Source organism: Paenibacillus sp. FSL H8-0104, assembly GCF_038050215.1.
GTDB lineage: Bacteria > Bacillota > Bacilli > Paenibacillales > Paenibacillaceae > Paenibacillus > Paenibacillus amylolyticus.
The window spans coordinates 968,398-989,110 of record NZ_JBBOTC010000001.1 but is presented as its reverse complement, the minus strand read 5'-3'; the positions used below and the strand labels follow the sequence as shown (position 1 = coordinate 989,110).

The following is a 20,713-nucleotide window of genomic DNA, read 5'->3' as shown; positions in this document are numbered from 1 at the left end:
GGTCCTAAGCAAAACCAGCTGTAATGTCGATGAATATACCATAATGCTGAACATGCATATGTTCTTCGTACGTTCAGATATGAGAGGGGTTGGAAACATGGTTTACCGGAAAAATAAAATACATTCACTGTTCACTCTGCCCTTGGCAGGTTTGCTGTTTCTGTTATGGGGTGCTCAAGCGGCACATGCGGAACAGGTCGACAGTTTGTTACCTGAGCGAAGTCAGCAGGAGATTGTCCAAAAGTGGAATCAGTGGATGAATGGCAATGATACATCTCCCCTGTATACAAAGACACCTTCGACAAGTGCTCCCTACTCTGCTGGTGTGGTAAGTGACGCCTATCTGGAACAAGGGCTGAATGCAGCCAACTTTTATCGTTTTATCACGGGGCTACAGGGCGATCTTGTCCTTGATCCGGAATTGAATCGTCAAGCCCAGCATGGGGCTGTTGTGGTCTCCACGGGCGGATACCTGTCCCATTCTCCAAAACAGCCAGGAGATATGCCAAAGGATTTCTTTGACACCGGTTCAAAGTCTGCCAGCAGCTCCAATCTGTACGTTACCAGCAGTGCAAAGAATAACGTCCTGACAAAAAGCATACAGGCCTACATGAATGATTCAGACGCCTCCAATATTGATCGACTCGGTCATCGGCGCTGGATTTTGAGTCCACAACTGCAACGAATCGGATTTGGACTCGCCACTCGTAGTGAAGCAGGCAAGACATATGATCAGTACTATAGTGCCATGCAGGTATTTGATAAAAGCAGAACTGGGGGAACTTCGTTCAACTACAGCCTGTTCCCGAATCAGGGCGCATTTCCAATCGAAGCTTTTGGCAGCACACAGGCCTGGTCTGTTCAACTGAATACAGATGTATTTGCGAAACCATCACTATCTGAGGTACAGGTCGAGATGACTCGGACTTCCGATCAACGTACATGGACCTTTAATGCAAAGAATCAGAACAGTGGCTTTCCAACCGGTTATTACAACGTGGACCCTGCGGATAAACAATGGTTTAATCAAGCCTATTTCAATGTAGAGACAGGTGGATATGGATATGGTTACGCCATCATATTCCGTCCCGACGATGTGCAATTGTTAAAAAACGGCGATACGTTCAACATTCGAATTACAGGTCTGCAAAAGAAAAACGGTACAGCAGCGGAAATCTCATACTCCACACGTTTCTTCCATGTGGACGGTGTTCAAGATACAACTCTTACCCGCATAACGCCAGGACAACCAAACCTGAAAGTCCGAGCAGGAGAACAGATTGATCTGCCTTCAATCACTGCCGTGAATGATAACGGAACATCCTATGTTCCACAGTCTAACGTTTCCTTCACCACGACGTCAGATCGCATTGCCATCAAGGATGGAAAAATCATTGGACTTCAGGCTGGTAAAGCCGAAATTCGGATTCGTTTTGAAGGGAAAGAAGCTGTTGTCTCTGTTACGGTAACGGGAATTCCCCAATTAACTGATATCCGCACACATTGGGCGAAAGATGCCATTCAATGGGCCGTTCAACAGGAGATGGTCAGTGGATACGAGGATGGAACGTTCAAACCCAACAATCAGGTGAGTGAAGCCGAATTCCTCTCTATGTTGTTCAAGCTGTATGCGAATTCCCATGTCATTCAGAGCATAGATGCTGCAGAGGGACAAGCTATCAAAGAAAACATCTGGAGTGATCGTTACTACACCTATGCTTCCGCGTTGAATCTGAAACTGGATGCCAGCAAACAGAAGCCGAAGCTGCGCAATCGTGCCTTGAACCGAACAGAAGTAGCCGTTATCGTGGCGGGGCTTGGCGGTAAAAATTATACCCAGGACGACGATGCCATCCGGTATCTGCTGAACATGGGATACTCTTCAGGCAAAACCACAGCTACGGTGCAAGGTTATGCGGGACAAGAATCCTTGACCCGGGCAGAGGCCGTTGTTTTTCTCCAGAACCTGAAGGAAAAAGGCTTCGAACTATGGAGCAGGCCAAAGAATGCCACTGAAGCTACCGAGAATGAAAAGAACGGCGGACTACCGGATCAGACCATGAAAGCAGTATATTCTTCCGATCACACACTGGTCCTTCAAGGTACGTTCCCGGCGTATGCCAACCAGACGATGCCGATCAAAATCCATGGTCCTTCGCCTGCTGTAGAGCACATCCAGACGCAACAGGTTACAACAGATGCCTATGGCAATTTCAAATTAACGGTAAGTAACCTTGATGCGAAGGAACTTAACCTCTATGTGGACGTGCGCGAAGATTATTCCTACTGGATCAGTGTAGAGGCGGGGCGAACTGCGATAAGTGATTATACGGAGTAACATGTAAAAAACCAGCTTAGGAATTCTACATGGAATTCCCAGCTGGTTTTTTTTCTCGAAACATATTATTTCTGGTGTGAACATGACATATTTTTATGGAATTGGAGAAGCATCGGCTGCACTAGAAATTAAAGCGGATGACCGAATTGCTCTGCCTTTTCTGTCATTATCCTCGTTAACCTCGCTCTTAGTCCGCTCATCCACTCTGGCTCATGTGACCACTGCTCTGCAACAGATCGAAGCATACGCACATAACCGTACAAGTTGGCAAAACGGCGACAAGCGGGGAACATACTCTCCAGATCATAACGTTCTCCTGCCTCGGACCAGTACCCGTTCAGGAACAATTGTTTCTTCTGCTCCCATTGTTCAGACTCGATCTCCTCACGTAAACTATCCAGACTCTGTTCCACGTCCATTGCGTACCAGTGATACATCGAATCATCAAAATCAATGGCATAACAAGACTGGCTACCTTCGTCATAGAAAACATTGTCCAGTTCAAAATCGTAGTGGATGAGACCGATATTTTGCTGGGTCATCGGTAAAGTCGCAAAATACGTTCGGAGAAACTCCACCTCGTTCAGAGCAGCCCTTTCACCAGGAAAACCCTTCAGGATCTCCTGCATCCAATTCAAAACATCTGTATAGGTCCAGCGTTTCTCCTTTTGCTCAGGCATGAATGCGCGCGATAGATGATGTAGCTCACCTAACGCCTGACCATAGCTGTACAGGATGGAGTCATTCAAATCAATGCTTCCTAACTGCGATCCGGGGACTCGCTTGAATACGGAAGCATAGTACGTTCCCCATGGGGTGTGAGCCTCTATGAGTTCTGTCCCTGAATGGGAAGGTACCGCCTCCATGGCTCCATAATGATTCGTTTGAAGATAACGCAGGAACTCCAATTCCGCGCTAAGGTTGACTTGATTTTTCTCCTCTACCGGGGCAAAACGAAGCACTCTCACTTCCCCCTGATCTCTGAACGGATACACGGCATTGGAGGATATGCGATAATACTGAAACATATTCAGCGACTCGGGATCATAGTTCCAATTCTTTAAAATCATCTCGGCAAGATCATTATGTTGAAATAAATATTTTAATTTTAACATGGGCAGTTCTCCTTTTTGATCGTTTTATGTGCATTGCTTGTAGGCAACGAATGCCTATTTTTGCGCGCAAAAAGCCGCAGGCTATGCCTGCGGCTTTTAAAAATTCTGAGTGTATGAGAAATTTGCACAAGCAAATAAACCTCGCATACGCCAGAAAAAATGAGCAGTTATATCCCTATATATCGGCAGATCTCAGATCGGACTGGGAAACTGGATGTTTTCACCCTGCATCTGAATGGTCTGCCGGAATTATTCAGTTTATGCTTACCTTCATTGTAGTAATAGAACATACCATCTTAGACCGTCGTTTCATGACGCTCACTCCCTTCAAAAAACCAGTTGTTACCATAATAGCCGATAAGCCAAATGTAAGCAATTACAAAATGACGATAATCCCATCATTTTTTACTGGACAACCCTCACCCGTTCCACCGCCTCGGTGTTGTCCTTATACCACACCATCACGATGTTTTCTTTTTGAAGATCAGACACTTGAATGGACGAATTCGCACGTGAGCTGGAATTGCCCGAGCCCGGCGTCCCCATACCTTCAGTGATAACAACATCATCACTTATATTCAATTTCATCTCCATTCCGGTATCCTTCCACTCCATGCTTGGAGATGAGGTATCCTGCACCTCAAGTAACGCCAGCGTAACTGTGTTTCCATTCACGGAGATGACTCTACCAGTAATGTCGGCATTCATCATCCCCTGCGTCATGCCAGGACTGCCTGTTCGATCATTCATGTCCGGGGTGCCCCTTCCACCTCTCGGTGTTCCTCCATTCATGCCCAGGCCACCACCATTCGGCATAGCGCCACCGTTCATCCCTTGCACAGAACTGGTCTTGGTAATATTCTGGGCGGTTATCACATCACAGGCCGTAAGCATAACCGAGCACCCCAGCAAAAGGAGTATTGTAACCGATGTGAAATATTTATTTTTTCGCATATGATCACCTTTTCTCAGGGAATATTTCTCCAAGGTACCTTTACGATGGAATATGAAGTCATACGTATCTTTGAAACCCATATAGGACAGCACAACCAACAACGGATATACAGGGTAGATGTATCTGGACTTAATCTCCCACAGAATATAAAATCCGATGAATCCGAGAATGACCAGGATTAAGGAGACTTCATCATACCGTTTACGACGAATTCCACCGACCAACCGGATGAAAATAAAACAGTACATCAAGAAATTCATCACATATACGATCCAGAGCAAACCTGTCCGATAAGCCGAATCCCCTTGTAACAGTTTTGTTATCGCATTGGTGTAACTGTAGGAGCCTGCGATTCCGCCTCCCCTTCCTCTTCCGGCACCCATGGAACTTTCATTGCCGATTCCGTAGCGGTCCATCTGGTACGTTCCTTCGGTCCAGGTCCATATAATCTTTTTGTAATACATCTGCACCAAGTCACTTGCACTTGCTTCAGACAACTTGTTGCTGATCTCTTGTTTGAATAATACTGCGCTCTCTGCCTTACTGTAGTTAGCCTGCCTCTGATAGATCTGATAACTTTCCGTATTATCCCAGAAGCCAAAACGCTCCAGATTAATCCCCATATTCAGCCACATATAGACCGGTGCAGCATTCTCTCCGACAGGGTCGCTCACAGCACCGGAGGATTGAAGAACCGCATTCTGAGTCCAGGTTGGTACATTAAACAACATAGCTAGCACACCGATGGAAATCACAACTTTCTTCGCTCCGATGCTCCGCAAATTCAGCAAAATATATATGATGGCAGCGATTAGCACGATCACGCCAATGCTTCGGAAGTAATTGCCCATCGCGAGAAAAACGGCGGCAATGACGATGGTTTTCCAAGACTTTTCACGTACAAAACGAATAACAAAGTATAAACAAGATGTCAGAAATGCTGTGGCAATCACATCGTTATAGATCAGGTTGTTCAGGAATAGGGAAGGCAGGTACGTCACTGCAAAGATCAACACACCGTAATCACGTTCCGTGGATCTGTCATTCACTTGTTTATAAATAAGATAAATCATGAACGTTGTTAACGTTGAAAACAAAATATTAAATAGTTTGATGACCAGATAGTTGTCCGGAAACAGGTACAGCAATGTCTTCAGGTACAAGACGATCGAGTAGTTAAACGGGAACATGTACAGATAACCACCCGTTTCAAACGAAGAGTAATCTTGGTCATACAGCATGTTCATGGCGAGTGAGAGAACGGTCTGTGAATCATCAGTGGGCACTCTCGGAAATACAAAAATGATGATGATCTGAATGACCAGAGAACATAACAGCACAATCGGAATGACAACCTTCGGACTGTATTTGTTCAGCTTCAGACATAGAGCATATAACCCAACACCTGAACCAAGAAGCAAAAGAATGACCGGGAGAAAAATACTCCACTGCTGCAAGCTCAAAATGGGATTGTCCCCATACAAGGCGTAGTTGTACTGTGCCCGAACCAACAAGGACGAAGCAATAAACACCGCAACAAACACGAGCAAAATGAGATAAAACGACTTATGCAGCACCTTAGACATGCAAAAACTCCTTTTCGATTACAGGATTCCGTGAGTATTATAATGGCTCTGGCTGAAAAATCGCTGAAAAGGAGTAACGCTTGCGATCGGTGCGGATCAGTATGTGTATACAAACAGAAAAAGACCGTCCCTTCGATAAAGGTAACGGTCTATATGTCCAATTTTTTAAAAGTATAGGGCCTTAGCTAATTGTTGAAGATCACTTCTCGTCCTTAATAAACTCAATGATATCCTGGATGTCACAATCCAAAGCCTCACATATTCGATTCAGCGTATCGAACTTCACACCATCGGTTTCTTCATTATATAATTTGGCAATCCCATTTCTATGTAATCCGGTTAGTCGGGATAAATCAGCAATATTAATTCTTTTCTCACCCATAATACGAGATAAATGAACCTTGATCATACGAATTCCCCTCCAAACTAAAATGCACACTGTGATGTTGACAAAGCACACTACAAGTTGTATATTCAAATAAACATAATGCACACTGTAGTGTTCGAATGGAAACTTAATATCTACAAATACTCAAAAAGAGGTGTACATAGTGAAAGAATCCTTGGAATCTTTAGCAGAACCGTTAATCCGAACGCGCTTAGAGTTATTATACAACAATTTGTCTCACACGCAGCCTGATTATACCCAACTATCTAAAGAATCTGATCAATACTTTCAGAATATTCGCCAAGCTTTACCGGAGCAACTGAATCAAACCCTTTTTCTATATGAAGATACTCAACTCTCTATGCAAACACTTCTGGAAAGAGAGATTTATTTACAAGGGTTTCGGGATGCTCTTCAGCTAATGAACGAATTACATATAAACAGCTTCTAACAACTGGCTTCTTACAAAATATGCTATAATCAACAAAGCAATAGAATAGGCTTAAAGGGTCGGTCGGCTACCTCGCCATGAAGGGAGGGATGCCCTGTGACAGTTTTTGAAGCAATCTTGCTGATGCTTACCTTTGGTACGCTCATCGTTGCCATTCTGTCCGATAAACGCAAATAGACCGCCCCCGTAGCAAAGGAATGCGGTCTATTTCATCGTGCCCTTATGTTACCGAAGCCCACCGCCCTTAAAAGCGGCTATTGCTCGGAGGAGTCGTGTTACCAGCACGGCTCTCTTTGCATTTTACGTCTAATCTGCTCTTATTATACCATACTCAAATCTCAGGCGTCACATGTAAACCACGCTAGATACGATACATTTCTTTATACTCATCCACATATAAAACTTCAATACAATTCGACCAATTCAAAATCGAACCGACAAAATCCTGAATGTCCAGACCCGGCATCTCATACGTCTCCGCTGTGTTCACCGAACCTGTTGCGTCCTCAATCAAGGTTACCTTAAACCCTTCGTGTTCCGCAGTAATTGCCGTAAACAGACAACAATATTCCATGTTGAATCCAACAATAAATACATGTTCTACCTGATGCTCATGTAGCCAAGTTCTTAGCTCCGGATTGCTGAAGGCACTTGGTTTGCTTTTCTCCATAACAGGATACTGACCGGTACCCATTATAATTTCCAGGTTCTCAACATTTTTATAGAACAGTGAAGAACCCTCCTGATCGTAATCTACATGTTTCATGTATATGATTGGCTCATGTTGCTGTTCAAAATCAGCGATAACCGCTTCAATCTTGCCCAACTGAACTGTGAAATCCTTCAATGACTTGATCCCATACTGCACATCCAACACGATTAGTGCTTTGTTCATCTGTACTTCCCCTTCAGTAGACTAACAGGTTTTTACCATTTACTACTTCTTCTGCTTCTTCTCCCGAGCTTTTTCCACATTTTCTTTCACCCGAAACTCCACAATCCGGCGGATCAGATCCTCCGGCAATGGCTGGTCCAGCGGAAACTGGACAGATCCCTTAGCCCCTTTGTACTTGGAGAGTTCCTCCTGGAAAGCTTGAATTCCCCTGGGAGCAGGGTAAAACCCAATATGATGCTGGTAAGCGGCAAAATGAACCAAATTCCCATGCTGTGCATACGTAGGCATCTTGTAACTGATCTTCTCTTCGGCGTTCGGAGCCGCTTCACGAATAATCTGTCTTATTGCCTGTAATCTCACCTGTACATCAGGTGCAAACTCCGAGATATATTCATCTACCAGCACCGAATAATGGTTACTCTCAGCCATCTTGGACTCCTTCCACCACGGATACATCAATGGATTCGTGGTACGGGCATATTTGCTTATATTGTACTTCAAATGGACAAACGGAACAGCTATTTTCCTGCAACTTGGAATGTTAAATTTGATTTTTAAGTGAACTAAGCCTTATAATACGTTTAAACAATTAAACATTATAACGGAGTGAGCCATGAACGAATCGATGGGTAACCAAAAAGTTATTGATATTTTCGAGAATCTAAGTCCTTATCTTCAAGGTTTGGGAGACCCCGTTCGCCAGCGAATCATATCGCTGCTCATTGATCAAGAGAGCATGAACGTATCACAGATTGCAGAGCATGTCCCCATGTCACGCCCTACGGTCTCTCATCACTTGAAAATATTGCGTCAATCCGGGCTGTTATCGGTTCAGAAGAAAGGTACGGAGATGTATTACAAGCTGGAGTTCAACGATGCTATCGAATTAATCAAACAGCTCGTTCATCTCGTGGAAGTGGAATGTCAGAGCTAGCGCATACCGCGCTGGTGTACTGCATTCCTTTTCTTCACTTCTATATGTTCAATAGTTTAAACATATAAGTACATAAACATATCAACGGAGGTATATAGAATGAATAGAAAAAGAGTTCTCATCGCAGGAGGCTATGGTGCTGTAGGTGCACAGCTTGCCCGCATTTTGCATGACAGGCATCCTGATCTGGAATTGTTACTGGGAGGCCGTTCTGCAGGTAAAGCAGCACCTTTTCCATCCAATCGTGTCCAAACGATTGTTGTTGATACCAATGCAGACGATCCACTGATTCACGCAGGAGAGAATATATCGTTAATCATTAATGCAGTGAACGATCTGGATGATCGGCTACTGGTATCGGCAGTGCGGAGAAAAATTCCACTTATCGATGTAACACGCTGGACTGAGGTGTTCAATCAAGCGATCCGTACAGTAGAGCAGGAAGAGCTTCATTCTCCGGTAGTGCTGTCCTCTGGATGGATGGCAGGAACGGCGTCACTCTTTGCCATGATACTTTCTAACTCTCTGCAACATGTCGAACTAAACATTCATGCCCTATGGTCGCTGCGGGATAAGGCCGGCCCTGATTCGGCAGCCTTCATGGACCGGATGAGTATTCCTTTTCAGGTCACCGAATCCAACACGAACCAACTCGTCTACCCCATGACAGATCCGATCAAAGTTCATTTCCCGAACGGGTATACGACCCCATGTTACAGACTGGACACACCCGATCACGTCACTTTGCCTCATACCAGCCATATCGATTCCGCCAGTTTCCGTATCTCATTCGATAGTAAGGTATCTACCTATGCACTCGCCGGATTGGTCAAAACCGGAGTATGGAAGATGATCAGTGGTGAACGTTTTCAGCCATTCCGGCGGAAATTGCTCTATAATCCGGGAACCGGGAGTGCACATCATCTGGTCATTCAATTGAAAGGGCTGGATGCGAAAGGTAATCAGGTTGAACGAACGATGACGGTCTCTGACCCAATCGGTCAGACCCACATGACTGCACTCGGCGCTGCGGTGCAAGCCGAGAAGATACTGATGATGCCAATGGACAAACCTATGGCTCCAGGCATCTATTATCCTGAGCATCTGTTCGATGATCGAATGAACATGGATGCGGTTACTCATTTTTTCACACAATACGGCGTTCAAGTAACCCACTCCTGATCCAGACATAACAAAAAATCCGCGAAGTCGCTCACTGCAAACAGTGGGACCATCGCGGATTTTACGAATTATAATGGAGGGATCTATCGTATCAAGTACAAACTTGGGTCTGGAATTATAGTGTCATAGCCCGACCATTTCGCATCAGGTAATCTTCTTTTGTTTTGTAATCCGGCATGATGCTACCGATCCGCCGCCAGAAGGAGCGATCATGATTCATGTGGTGAATATGGCAAAGTTCATGAATGATGACATAATCCATCACTTCCAGTGGCGCCATCGCCAGACGATAATTGAACGTAAGTTTTTTGTCCCAGCTGCAACTGCCCCACTTGGTGGGAGAATCTACGATCTCTACTGACTTCGGCTTCACCTTCAACTCCTGCTGATAGCGACCGATGCGCTCCCCAATCATACGTTTACACTCGGCAAAATAAAACTTCTTCAGATTCGCTCGCAGCTCTTCTTCTGTCAGACCCTCTACAGGGATTAAGTCATGCAGTGCATGCTCCTTGCCAAAAAGCAGAAACTTCCCCTTGCCCTCATCTTCGTATTCCTTGGCTTGAGGACCATCGAGCGCCCGCTGCATCAGTGCGGATTTCTTCAAAATTACATCCCCGTGCTGCTCTACAAGTTGCCGGATCATGTCTTCACTGGTACCATTGGGTGCTTTGATTGTTACCATATAAGGCAAGTCCATCGTGATGGACACTTTCTTGCGTTTGCCGTATTGGATATGACAGTTAATGCTGTGATTATTTAATTCTATAATTAACATAACGCGCTCCGCTTCTGAAGTTATTCTTTCAACCAAATTAAATTGTATACCATCTCCGGCTATAATGCATATTGTTCGGCGATATATATGTTTGTATTGTATTGTATTGTATTGTATTTTTATACATAATTATGTATTATTATTTAATCATAAAATCGGAGGTTGGATATGACACATACCATAGATTCAGAACATAAAACCATTGAAGAACTATCGCTTAACCACTGGCAACCCTTGTCCACCATATTATATGACGGCTGGGTACTGCGTTTTGCCAAAGGATATACCAAACGTGCCAACTCCGTTCAACCTATCCATTACTCCACTCTGGATGTGCATGAAAAGATTGAGGAATGTGAGCGCATCTATGCCTCCAATGAGTTAAGTACCATATTCAAAATCACGCCGTTTATTCAGCCGGATCATCTCGATCAACTTTTGCAAGACAAAGGGTATGGCGTTGTCGATCTGACCCGTATCCAGACTCGGAGTCTGGAAGAGATCAAAGAGCCTGTGCACCAAACTGTACAGATCGACGAACAGTTGACCACAGCGTGGCTGGATCATTTTTGCAGGCTAAATCAGGTGAATGATCTGCAACGGGAAACGACGGAATTAATGTTGGACAATATCCGGACAAAGGTAGGTTTCATCTCGCTGTTGATCGATGGGCAAGTCGTCGCTTGTGGGTTTGGTGTCATCGAACGTGGCTACATTGGATTGTATGACATCATAACAGACGCTAACTTCCGGAATCGGGGACTTGCTGAACAGATGATCTTGCATCTCCTGCATTGGGCAAAAAAACAAGGTGCTACATCCAGTTACCTGCAAGTGGTTGCGAATAATGCACCTGCCTTGAAACTTTACGCCAAGCTGGGTTATTCAGAGATTTATAGCTATTGGTACAGAGTCAAAGAATAGAGGGTTTGCTAATCAAGCTTAGCTTGTGGATTCTTTCATCATATTCAGTCTGACAAACGTATCAATTCAAAACAACATCTTGAAAGCAAAAACTGCCCTCCTTCTATAAAGGAAAGGCAGTTTTTAATTTGTCTTCATTATTGTTAAAACTCTTCACACCGATTATCAGCTACTCCGTACTCTTTCTACAAAGGCAGTTTCACCAGCACCTCATATTTCACGCCAGCCTGTATATTCTTGATGATGTCGCCTGCAATCCGTTGACCGTCAACATACACCTCAATTGTCTGGACAGATGCATCCTTCTTCATGTTTACATGCAGCTCAGCCCCGCGGAACAACCTCGTTACCGATGCCTCGTTCCAATCTTCTGGCAACTGCGGACGAACCTGAAGCCCTTGTGCATGACCCTGCAATCCAAACAATCCGTCGATCAGACAACGATACACCCAAGGCACCGTGCCGGTATTGAATAGATGGCTAGAGCGCCCAGCTGTACGTGGGAATTGATGATAGGCTCCGCGATAATAATTCGGGATAAATACGGGTAGCTGACCTCGCTGGAGAATATCCTCGCCATCGGGGCCCGGAATCATTTTACGCAACAGACGATACGCCTTCTCCTTCTCGCCCACCAGGTACAACGCGTAAATATAGAACGCCGCCGCGTGATTGTACACTGCACCATTCTCTGCACTTCCCGGATGTTTCTGCGTGACACGACCTACATCCTCCCGCATGGCGGTGAAAGACGGCGCGAGTTTCTCGACACCATATGGCGTCTCCAATTGCTCCTCTACCGCACGAATTAACTTCTCCTGTTTATCTTGATCCGCAGCACCGCTCATAAGTGCCCAGCTCTGAGGATTGATATAGATGCGCCCTTCCACGTCTTTGCTTACACCAAACACTACGTTATCATCCGTAATTCCGCGGGCATACCAGTCCCCATCCCACAGATACTCATTGGCTACCGCATTGGTCTGAGTGGCTTCCTGACGGAATTCCGCTGCAACCTCGCCATGCCCTGCCTGTTCACCAATATCTGCCCACACATTGAACGCATATGCCGTCGCAATGGTCAGCCAGCCGGATACGCCTTTGCCTTTGTATCCCACCATGTTCATCGGATCACACCAGTCACCCTGATTGATATAGTTCAACCCACGCGCATCACGCTCATGGATCAACCAGCGCATCGCAAGATTCATATGTTCCAGTACGGAAATTTTTTGTTCACTGTCTGTAAAAGCAACCTGTTCCTCCAAAATGCTATAGTCATTCGTTTCATCTAGATAGGTCTTCATACAGACCGGAAGCCAGATGCAGTGATCGGTATGAGGAACCTGGTTAATATATTTCAGTTCTGCGTCCGGGTGCAAAATAATGCCGTCTGGCATCGCGCCGCTTATATGCTGCTGAGACAAAGCGGTCAAGAACGCAGCTCGTGCAATCTGCGGCTGAATATAACTCATGCCCATGTTGTCTTGCAAATAATTCCGCGTCTGCGGATCGGTTGTCAGACGGTTGGTTTTGCCATGATAGTACATCTGGCGAGGTAGCCAGTGATTCACGACATTATCTAACCAGCTGTCCGGTGTCTGAATCTGGATGTTCCCTTGCCCTTCCGCAATATACTCAGCATACTCCTGTTCGGCTGCGACGAAACCATCCTGTCCATCCTTATTCTGCTTCACAAAATAATGCTGACGAATGCCCTCAATCTCTGTCTCATCATGAGCCGGACCAAAGATGAATCGATACGTCTGCTCCGCTCCTGCTTCCAGTTCGACTCTATATTGCAATACAGCTACAGGTGTCTCGTACCGTGCATCTCCACCAGCCAATGTCTCCGACTGCAGGGCCGAAGGATTATGTAGTCCACCTTCGCCTTCAAAAGTCTCATGATTTACTTCCCAGCCAGTCGGTTGGTGATCTGCAAGCAGATAGGTTTTGTCGCTGTAATTTTTGATTTTGCTATAATCCTGATATTTCTGATACGGCGTAATCGCCGAGCAGACAATGCCCTGCAAATCTTCCACATATGAACCGGACTGGTTCATCCAGGACATATAACCGACCGTATAATACGGGTAGATACTCAGCTTGCGTTTTCTCGAAGACAGATTGGTTACCTTCACACGCCATAGCTCCATGACATCTTCCTTCGGCAGGCGCAGGGACATCTCGATGCAAATGTCGTCCTGAATCACTTTCCAGTGAATATCGTGTTTACCGACAGCGAACGTATAGCTATCCGCCTGCTTGCGAACCGGTTCATACGGGGCGGAGAAGATTTCGCCACTTACTTCATCTTTAATGTACACAAACCGTCCCGGATGGTGGGCATAGTATGGCTGCTCCGGTTGCATAAACGTCTTGGCTTCCAGGTTGGGCGCATACGAGTATTTAGCAGGTTCGGGCTGCATGAATTGGGCCACCGCGTACCCCCGGCAATTCACATGAATCATCATCTTTTCATTCCAAAGGAATCCGGATGCCTTCGGTAAACTTGTCGGGCTTGTTAGTTCAACATATTGATTATCTTCCGTTGCTTTAATCATCACTGAACCTCACTTTCAGATTATGGAGTCAAAAGACAGAAAACGTTTTAGATAACTTGTATACAACTTTGTTCATTATAACACGGGAACGCTTACAAAGAACTGAAAACTAAAAAAGAGCTGAGAAACTCAGCTCCGATTACGTTCCAATTGTTTCTCGATGCCCAACCTGTCGATCTGAATCCAATACTCTGCAATTTGTTCATTTTCCACTCGGTATACTGCACTGGCAATTTCAATTATTCTTCTATTATATATAAATATGTAGTAACTCTTGTATTTTAACATGGTCCCCCCGCTATGGAATTACAACTGTTCTATTGTTCTACAGGACTTAAAACCTACCCTCTCACCTTGACAATGCGTCAATATGACCATAAACTAGCAAAGGATATTAGGAAATTAATAGGAGGTTTGTCCGTTAAGAGGTTCGAGTATGGGTTTTAACCATATTTGATAATCTTTCGGTGTTAGAAACGTAGCATTAGAGCAACTCAGAAAAACAAGAAAGCGGTGTATCATGAAACGTCTATTTTTCATTATGTTTGCACTCACCCTGTTACTGGCTGGATGCCAGAGTACTGAACAGGAGAGTAGTCCGTCCGAAAATAACCCTACAGAAGTAGTAGAAGGTTCTACCATTTTAAGTTTGAAGCAGAAATACGGCTCTGAATCGGAACAAGCGATCATGCCGATGTACAACGTAGCTCAGGATGAAGAATTTATGTTCAAGTTTAAAGCCGATTTACGTAAAAGTAACCTGCGAGCTAGTGACATTATTAGTGTACATACCGATATTAAAGCACTCAAAGCAAGCGATGTATATGCCATTCCAGAGACAAACGACAATAGTGTTTCCATTAAGCCTCTTGGATGGGGCGTTTTAAGTTCAGATTCCATGATGAACAAGGATCAAAGTTCTTGGGGCGGTGCCCCCATTTATTACATTCGTCTGAATTATGATCCAGATGCTGAGAAGCTAACACTACTCGATCAGCCCATCATTATTCCGTTTACAGTGAAATCGGAGTTACCCGTACCTAACCTAAGATACGAAATTGACAAAGATAGACGGTTCAAGTTGGTCTGGGACAAGGTTGAAGGTGCCACCGAATATAAAATTTATAAACGTTCTGACCTAACCAACTTCGATACAAATGTACCTCTAACTGGCGCAGAGGACGCTTTTAGTAATAGTCTGCCTTTAGATATTGCGGTAACGACAGAGACGTCTTTCAATGATTTTTTGAGAGACGGAAAAGGCGGGCTAGGCACTTATAATGAAATGATAACTACCACTCAGAACCATGGTATACGAGGAGAATATTACGTCACTGCAATCGGCGGAGGCAAAGAATCCAATTTTAGCAGAGGTGTCCCTACAGCTCCGCTTGCTTCCCAGTTGCCAACATCTCTGAAAGAACAATTGTATAGGGAGAAATTAAAGAATATAGATGTACTTCCTCAGAAAGCAACAGTTGAGTACAATGACGGCTCTCTAGCTCGTGAAACCATTGTCTATGATACCAAAAGCGTAGAGATTTCAGAGTTCAATGAAACAAATATTCCTTTTCATATTAAAGGAACAGCTCTGAAAAGTTACGTACGCGTAGAGAATGTAACTCAAGCAGACCTGGACAGACTTTCTCAGCAAACCGTAGCCGATTCCAGCAACGGACTGGTGGAACCAAAGAATGACACACCTTACGTTCCTGCACCTGACGTGCCAACAATCATCAACAATCATGATGCACCTGAGTCTGCAACAGAAACAGAAGAAGCACCGGCTTCGGAAACTCCAACTACAGAGTCCACAACCGATACTGAGACTTCAGAAGATGCAACTGATCCTCTATCTACTGAGGCTTCCGATGATACTTCTGATAATTCTTCAGATATGGCTTCTGAAGAAGCTTCCAATGAAACACCTGCTCCAGCTCCAGAAGCTGTAGAAGACAACCTGGTAGATGAGCAGAAATCGAATACACAGCAAAATGTAGAACAAGGTAATCAGGAAACCGTGCCTCAGCCTGCTACAGGCGATGCAATGATCAATGCAGATTCCGCTTTGGAAGAAGTTTTAGCCAAAAATATGATTGCGGCACAAGATAAAATTTCGTTAAAAGCTTTCCCCGAAGCTCAAAATTTCACGACACTCTCAGATGTTGTTCTGAAAGTGATGTACCAGAATCCATTGATTCTTGGTGTGGAAGGTTTCGAATACAACTATGGTACACTTACCCTTTCCATTTATTACAATGAATCGGCTAGTGGTATCCAGAAGAAGCAAGATGAGATTATTGCCAAAGCAAACGAAGTTGTTGCTTCCATCATCAAGGATGGTATGAACGAAGATGAGAAACGTAAAGCCATCTACGATTATCTGAACGATAACGCGAAGTATGATGATGCAGCACTGGAAAATGCGGAGCAAAACAACTTCAAAAATGTCGATCCGCAGTTCAATGACTCGTTTACCACATACGGTATTCTGGTCAAAGGGGTTGGGGTATGTGCCAGCTATGCCTCCGTCTACAAATTGCTCTCCGATCTCTCGGGACTGGAAAGCATCGTCGTAACGGGAGCCTCCAGTGGTGTTCCACATGCATGGAACAAGGTCAAAATCGGTAACGAATGGTTCCATGTAGATGCTACGAACAACCTGACGAACTCCGGCATCCCATACTTCCTGTACAATGCCAACGATGAGACTGCTGCAAGTCAGAAAACGATAGCGGATCAAGATTATTGGCTTGATTCCGAGCTCGCGATGTTCAATGGCGAGAGCGATGCCAATGATTATTATGTGCAAAATAACCTCGAAGTCGCATCCATTAATGAGTACAAAACCAAGGCTGAGAGTGAACTCAAAAAAGGAGAGAACCGCGTCATTCTCCGTTTCGCCTCACCTGTTGACTCTGATGAGCTGATGACAGCTGCCGGCGAAGCCCTCGCAGCAGTGGATGAAGCGCTTCTGAACACAGCACAATTAGCCACGCTAGGCAGTTATGCCATTCTGGACCCGAAACCAGAGCAGAAGTAACTTAGTTACACAGCAATCCCCTTTGCTTTTTCACAAGCAAAGGGGATTTTTTGTCTATTATTAGATGACTTCAAGTCATTGATTTAACCTGTTGTAATCTGGTAATAAAAGAAGAAATAAATGCTTTTTCTTTCATGAGATTCTCTTGTAATCTCTCACTTATTTTACTGAGTGTACTTGTATCACGCGTTATATTGTATTTCAGAACTATATTTCTCAATTTAAAGTAGTCCTGTTTCAGAACAGTGCTTAACTCCATAAAAGTTGCATCTGGCTCAATGATTAATTTCTCCATTAAATAAGATAAACGTAACTCCATTAGTAGCTTATGTTCATATAAAAGATGAAAGACTCGTGAATCCAATGTTTCTCCAACTAGGGCTGCCTGCTCAATGTCGGTAAAGATGCGTTGAATGGCTTGCATTCCAAAATCGTATTTCTGATCTCTTACTAAGTCATATGTCTCGCTTGAGTTAAGATAGTTTTCCATCGCCGTTATAATCTGCTCCACATGAATTGAATAATTGATATTCTGGATAGGCTTGAGAAATCTCACTTCTGTCCAAAAACTGTACTCATTAGACATGGTCCAGTAGCCTTTCTCAAGTTCATCCAGACTACATACGCTTTGTATGAATTTACCATCATCAAGATTATCAGCAATGTATATCAAATTTTGATCCAGGTCATACCCATACACCAATAATTCATGCATGAGATGTTCCTTTTGATAATAGTCTGTACACGCAATGTAGTATCTGTCTGCGTAAATATATAGATAATATCCCATATCTATCGCTTCCGTAATCACTTGTTTAAGTGATGTTCCCCATTTGCTGATCACAATTTCTTGTGGCAGGTTGTAAAAGGAAATTCCCGGACAGGTACTTAACAGAAACTGATGAGAATCAAACGAAAAAATTCCCCATCCATGTGCATACCTGATTTGTATAAAGTTATTGAAAATCCATGGCCATAAATCTTCGTTCATAACGGATGTTAATGTCCCATATGATGTGTACGTGCTTATGACAGGGTCACCTAGTTTAAGTACATTCTTGGCCATTACAGAATTCCTCCTTCGATTCCTAGGCATAGTGTATTGATCTGAACAGATTCATTGTATAAGCAACGCACTCTCAGAGCTGGGAGCGAAGATCATGTTCTTGAATATATTACCATGTAGCTTTCCCGTTTTATATAAGAACGCTTTCATATATAAAAATATTTTATTTCTCTCATCTTAATGACAAAAAAGAGGATACCGCCCCCAATTCGGAGACCGTATCCTCTGTTACCCTGATCGGATTACCTGAAACTATTTACGGACTAACCGTACCGCCATTTGCATTCAGTGTCTCACCGCTCACATAGCTGGATTCCTGGCTTGCCAGGAACACAAATGCCGGAGCCATCTCCGCAGGTTGTCCTGCCCGACCAAGCGGTGTATTGGAGCCAAAATCGGCCAGCTTATCGACTGGTTGTCCACCCACGACCTGGAGCGGTGTCCATACCGGTCCTGGTGCAACAACGTTGACACGTATCCCTTTGCTACCCACCTGTTGGGCTAGCGCTTTGCTGAACGTGTTAATGGATGCCTTCGTTGTTGCATAATCCAGCAGGATTGGCGAAGGTTTATACGCCTGAATCGATGATGTGTTGATAATGGAGCTGCCCGGCTTCATGTGTTTCACAGCTGCTTTGCAGAGCCAGAACATGGAATAGACATTTGTTTTGAACGTTGCATCGAATTGCTCGGTGGTCAGATCCGCAATCTGCTCTACAAACTGCTGTTTACCTGCTACGTTAGCAAGGATATCAATCCCGCCAAGCTCTTTTACCGCAGATTCAATGAGTTCTTCACAGTATTTCTCATCCTTCAGGTCACCTGGCATCGTAATTGCTTTGCGACCGGCTTCCTCAATCAGCTTCACAACTTCCTGTGCATCTGCTTCCTCTTCCGGCAGATAGGCCAGAACGACATCCGCGCCTTCACGAGCAAACGCAATCGCTGCCGCCCGGCCTATTCCGCTGTCGGCTCCGGTGACAACCGCTTTACGTCCTGTTAAACGTCCGCTGCCTTTATAACTTTTTTCACCCGCATCGGGAACAGGTGTCATCTCACGCTGAAGCCCCGGCTCATCCTGTTGCTGTTTCCACTCCGGTGTAGCCTTTGGATATTGGGTCGTTGGATCTTGCATGGTGTGCTGGTCTTGATTAGCCATGTTCAATTTCCTCCTCGGTTATTTACATTGATCACTACGATCACAGAATAACCTTCCGATCGCTGTTATCCCCAGATTTTTTTCTTCCTTATATTAGGGGAAAATCCGTTGATAAAAGCGAACACTCCGTTTCTTCAGGTTATTTCTGTGCTCTTCGTTATCATGTAAATGTTAAATTTATTATCAGAAGTTGTTTTCATAAATGTTGCACTCTTTCCTTTGTAACCGAGATAGGTGGAATTTAAACTAAGCCCGCCCGAATTCCCTAACGACTGTCTAGCATTGAATCTCCTCTAACTGGAGATTGTATAATAGAACATGAGGTGATCTCGTTGAATGCAAACAAAGAACCCTATTCCATCGGTGAAGCAGCCAAACTGATCGGCTCCACGGTGAAAACGATCCGTTATTACGATGAGATTGAACTGTTACAACCCTCCAATCATACGGAAGGCGGGCATCGACTCTATACAACGCAAGACCTGTGGCAACTCGAACTTATTACAACGCTTCGTTATCTGAATTTCAGCATACCGGATATTCGAAAGCTCATGTCGGGTGAAGTGGCGGTAGCACAGGCGTTGGATCTGCAGATTGAAGCCTTGGAAACCCAGATCGGCACGATGAATTCCATGCTCTCCATTTTGCAGCAAGCGAAGCAGCATGAAGAAGACACTTCACTGCATTCGGAACAGTCTCTCACGTATATCTCCAGTCTGGTAGAATCCCTGACGGCCAATGCGAGCAGGCGAAAACAATTCGTTGCTGCCAAGGTGGATGAATCCCATCTGTTGGACAGCATTCCGCAGGATTGGAGAGTGTCGTTTCTGCACTTTTTCGATAAATACATGATGAAAGATACCAAACTGACGGCTCAGCAAACACTGGCCTGGAAGGAAATTCAGGAACTGATCAATGATCCGGCCTATTGGGCCGATCTGGCTCGGCTGGAGGTTCCATTCTTCATTATGGCGAATCAGCCACAAGTCGAAGCGGACGTCTGGGTGAAAAAAATGGAGGCTATTCGCATTCGCACTACCGAAGCGCTGGACAAGCATTGGGCAATCGATAGCCCTGCTGTGCAAAGCATGGTGTGGGACTTTGTGTTGATGTATGCAAGTGCTGAGCATGCGGAAGCACCAGAAGTATTTTTTCGCAAACAGGCCCGATATATGCTGGACTCTGTGACGGATCGCATTCTGCGTTTTAACAAGCTGTGCAAGGTGATGAATCCCGAATGGAGCCAGATTGTAGATGGCATTAACTTGTTGCAGGAGGGCATGCGGTTACGATTAAAACAAATGGAAGAAGACTGAATTTCAGTCTCCTTCCATT

Annotated in this window: 17 protein-coding genes and 1 pseudogene; 8 read left to right on the top strand and 10 right to left on the bottom strand. The window is 44.6% G+C overall.

Going from position 1 to position 20,713, the window contains the following annotated elements:
• Positions 1 to 97 precede the first annotated feature (97 nt).
• On the top strand, positions 98 to 2,338 hold the full coding sequence (locus NST38_RS04485; RefSeq protein WP_076253748.1) for an S-layer homology domain-containing protein: 2,241 nt from the start codon (positions 98 to 100) through the stop codon (positions 2,336 to 2,338).
• 128 nt (positions 2,339 to 2,466) lie between these two features.
• Here the strand turns inward: NST38_RS04485 and NST38_RS04480 are convergent, their stop codons facing one another.
• From NST38_RS04480 to NST38_RS04470, 3 genes are all read right to left on the bottom strand, one after another.
• Positions 2,467 to 3,453 carry a phosphotransferase enzyme family protein gene (locus NST38_RS04480; protein ID WP_076253749.1) on the bottom strand — a complete coding sequence of 329 codons (987 nt, stop codon included), beginning with the start codon at positions 3,451 to 3,453 and terminating at the stop codon, positions 2,467 to 2,469.
• Between the two features lie 405 nt (positions 3,454 to 3,858).
• Positions 3,859 to 5,994 (bottom strand): glycosyltransferase family 39 protein, encoded by a 2,136-nt coding sequence (locus tag NST38_RS04475; protein ID WP_256720177.1) that lies wholly within the window; start codon positions 5,992 to 5,994, stop codon positions 3,859 to 3,861.
• Between the two features lie 199 nt (positions 5,995 to 6,193).
• Positions 6,194 to 6,403, bottom strand: a complete 210-nt coding sequence (locus NST38_RS04470) for a helix-turn-helix domain-containing protein (protein ID WP_036605982.1) — start codon at positions 6,401 to 6,403, stop codon at positions 6,194 to 6,196.
• A gap of 142 nt (positions 6,404 to 6,545) precedes the next feature.
• Between NST38_RS04470 and NST38_RS04465 the strand changes: the two genes are divergently transcribed.
• Both NST38_RS04465 and NST38_RS31605 read left to right on the top strand, forming a co-directional pair.
• Positions 6,546 to 6,833 carry a DUF6809 family protein gene (locus NST38_RS04465; RefSeq protein WP_076253750.1) on the top strand — a complete coding sequence of 96 codons (288 nt, stop codon included), beginning with the start codon at positions 6,546 to 6,548 and terminating at the stop codon, positions 6,831 to 6,833.
• A gap of 96 nt (positions 6,834 to 6,929) precedes the next feature.
• The gene (locus NST38_RS31605; RefSeq protein WP_373888078.1) at positions 6,930 to 7,010 is read left to right on the top strand and encodes a putative holin-like toxin; all 81 of its coding nucleotides are present in this window, start codon (positions 6,930 to 6,932) and stop codon (positions 7,008 to 7,010) included.
• A 184-nt stretch (positions 7,011 to 7,194) separates the two neighbouring features.
• Here the strand turns inward: NST38_RS31605 and NST38_RS04460 are convergent, their stop codons facing one another.
• A complete protein-coding gene (locus NST38_RS04460; protein WP_036605983.1) occupies positions 7,195 to 7,728 on the bottom strand; it encodes an isochorismatase family protein in 534 nt (177 codons plus the stop codon).
• Between the two features lie 42 nt (positions 7,729 to 7,770).
• Positions 7,771 to 8,157, bottom strand: a complete 387-nt coding sequence (locus NST38_RS04455; protein WP_036605984.1) for an iron chaperone — start codon at positions 8,155 to 8,157, stop codon at positions 7,771 to 7,773.
• 184 nt (positions 8,158 to 8,341) lie between these two features.
• Between NST38_RS04455 and NST38_RS04450 the strand changes: the two genes are divergently transcribed.
• Together NST38_RS04450 and NST38_RS04445 are read left to right on the top strand one after the other, a co-directional pair.
• Positions 8,342 to 8,662: an ArsR/SmtB family transcription factor gene (locus NST38_RS04450; protein ID WP_036605985.1), complete on the top strand. Its 321-nt coding sequence runs from the start codon at positions 8,342 to 8,344 to the stop codon at positions 8,660 to 8,662.
• A 99-nt stretch (positions 8,663 to 8,761) separates the two neighbouring features.
• Positions 8,762 to 9,844: a saccharopine dehydrogenase gene (locus tag NST38_RS04445; RefSeq protein ID WP_076253752.1), complete on the top strand. Its 1,083-nt coding sequence runs from the start codon at positions 8,762 to 8,764 to the stop codon at positions 9,842 to 9,844.
• 115 nt (positions 9,845 to 9,959) lie between these two features.
• On the opposite strand, the gene NST38_RS04440 is transcribed toward NST38_RS04445, so the two are convergent.
• Positions 9,960 to 10,622, bottom strand: a complete 663-nt coding sequence (locus tag NST38_RS04440) for a M48 family metallopeptidase (protein WP_076253753.1) — start codon at positions 10,620 to 10,622, stop codon at positions 9,960 to 9,962.
• A gap of 168 nt (positions 10,623 to 10,790) precedes the next feature.
• Here NST38_RS04440 and NST38_RS04435 point away from each other — a divergent pair, with 168 nt between their 5' ends.
• Positions 10,791 to 11,546 carry a GNAT family N-acetyltransferase gene (locus NST38_RS04435; protein ID WP_076253754.1) on the top strand — a complete coding sequence of 252 codons (756 nt, stop codon included), beginning with the start codon at positions 10,791 to 10,793 and terminating at the stop codon, positions 11,544 to 11,546.
• A gap of 185 nt (positions 11,547 to 11,731) precedes the next feature.
• Here NST38_RS04435 and NST38_RS04430 read toward each other — a convergent pair whose 3' ends face one another.
• Together NST38_RS04430 and NST38_RS04425 are read right to left on the bottom strand one after the other, a co-directional pair.
• Positions 11,732 to 14,110 carry a GH36-type glycosyl hydrolase domain-containing protein gene (locus NST38_RS04430; protein WP_076253755.1) on the bottom strand — a complete coding sequence of 793 codons (2,379 nt, stop codon included), beginning with the start codon at positions 14,108 to 14,110 and terminating at the stop codon, positions 11,732 to 11,734.
• A gap of 129 nt (positions 14,111 to 14,239) precedes the next feature.
• Positions 14,240 to 14,353: pseudogene (locus NST38_RS04425) on the bottom strand (ester cyclase); the annotation flags it as partial.
• Between the two features lie 277 nt (positions 14,354 to 14,630).
• Here NST38_RS04425 and NST38_RS04420 point away from each other — a divergent pair.
• Entirely contained in the window at positions 14,631 to 17,153 is a 2,523-nt protein-coding gene (locus NST38_RS04420) for a transglutaminase domain-containing protein (protein WP_051446943.1), read from the top strand.
• Between the two features lie 70 nt (positions 17,154 to 17,223).
• Here the strand turns inward: NST38_RS04420 and NST38_RS04415 are convergent, their stop codons facing one another.
• Positions 17,224 to 18,219 (bottom strand): hypothetical protein, encoded by a 996-nt coding sequence (locus NST38_RS04415; protein ID WP_036605992.1) that lies wholly within the window; start codon positions 18,217 to 18,219, stop codon positions 17,224 to 17,226.
• Positions 18,220 to 18,475: 256 nt separating this feature from the next.
• Positions 18,476 to 19,378, bottom strand: a complete 903-nt coding sequence (locus NST38_RS04410) for an SDR family oxidoreductase (RefSeq protein WP_036605993.1) — start codon at positions 19,376 to 19,378, stop codon at positions 18,476 to 18,478.
• A gap of 332 nt (positions 19,379 to 19,710) precedes the next feature.
• Between NST38_RS04410 and NST38_RS04405 the strand changes: the two genes are divergently transcribed.
• Entirely contained in the window at positions 19,711 to 20,694 is a 984-nt protein-coding gene (locus NST38_RS04405) for a MerR family transcriptional regulator (RefSeq protein ID WP_179087945.1), read from the top strand.
• The last annotated feature ends 19 nt before the right edge of the window (positions 20,695 to 20,713 follow it).

What these genes read in the sequence shown, in the direction of transcription:
- NST38_RS04485 (WP_076253748.1), top strand. Translation starts at nt 98, where the DNA reads ATGGTTTACCGGAAAAATAAAATACATTCACTGTTCACTCTGCCCTTG.
- NST38_RS04480 (WP_076253749.1), bottom strand. Translation starts at nt 3,453, where the DNA reads ATGTTAAAATTAAAATATTTATTTCAACATAATGATCTTGCCGAGATG.
- NST38_RS04475 (WP_256720177.1), bottom strand. Translation starts at nt 5,994, where the DNA reads ATGTCTAAGGTGCTGCATAAGTCGTTTTATCTCATTTTGCTCGTGTTT.
- NST38_RS04470 (WP_036605982.1), bottom strand. Translation starts at nt 6,403, where the DNA reads ATGATCAAGGTTCATTTATCTCGTATTATGGGTGAGAAAAGAATTAAT.
- NST38_RS04460 (WP_036605983.1), bottom strand. Translation starts at nt 7,728, where the DNA reads ATGAACAAAGCACTAATCGTGTTGGATGTGCAGTATGGGATCAAGTCA.
- NST38_RS04455 (WP_036605984.1), bottom strand. Translation starts at nt 8,157, where the DNA reads ATGGCTGAGAGTAACCATTATTCGGTGCTGGTAGATGAATATATCTCG.
- NST38_RS04450 (WP_036605985.1), top strand. Translation starts at nt 8,342, where the DNA reads ATGAACGAATCGATGGGTAACCAAAAAGTTATTGATATTTTCGAGAAT.
- NST38_RS04445 (WP_076253752.1), top strand. Translation starts at nt 8,762, where the DNA reads ATGAATAGAAAAAGAGTTCTCATCGCAGGAGGCTATGGTGCTGTAGGT.
- NST38_RS04440 (WP_076253753.1), bottom strand. Translation starts at nt 10,622, where the DNA reads ATGTTAATTATAGAATTAAATAATCACAGCATTAACTGTCATATCCAA.
- NST38_RS04435 (WP_076253754.1), top strand. Translation starts at nt 10,791, where the DNA reads ATGACACATACCATAGATTCAGAACATAAAACCATTGAAGAACTATCG.
- NST38_RS04430 (WP_076253755.1), bottom strand. Translation starts at nt 14,110, where the DNA reads ATGATTAAAGCAACGGAAGATAATCAATATGTTGAACTAACAAGCCCG.
- NST38_RS04420 (WP_051446943.1), top strand. Translation starts at nt 14,631, where the DNA reads ATGAAACGTCTATTTTTCATTATGTTTGCACTCACCCTGTTACTGGCT.
- NST38_RS04415 (WP_036605992.1), bottom strand. Translation starts at nt 18,219, where the DNA reads ATGGCCAAGAATGTACTTAAACTAGGTGACCCTGTCATAAGCACGTAC.
- NST38_RS04410 (WP_036605993.1), bottom strand. Translation starts at nt 19,378, where the DNA reads ATGGCTAATCAAGACCAGCACACCATGCAAGATCCAACGACCCAATAT.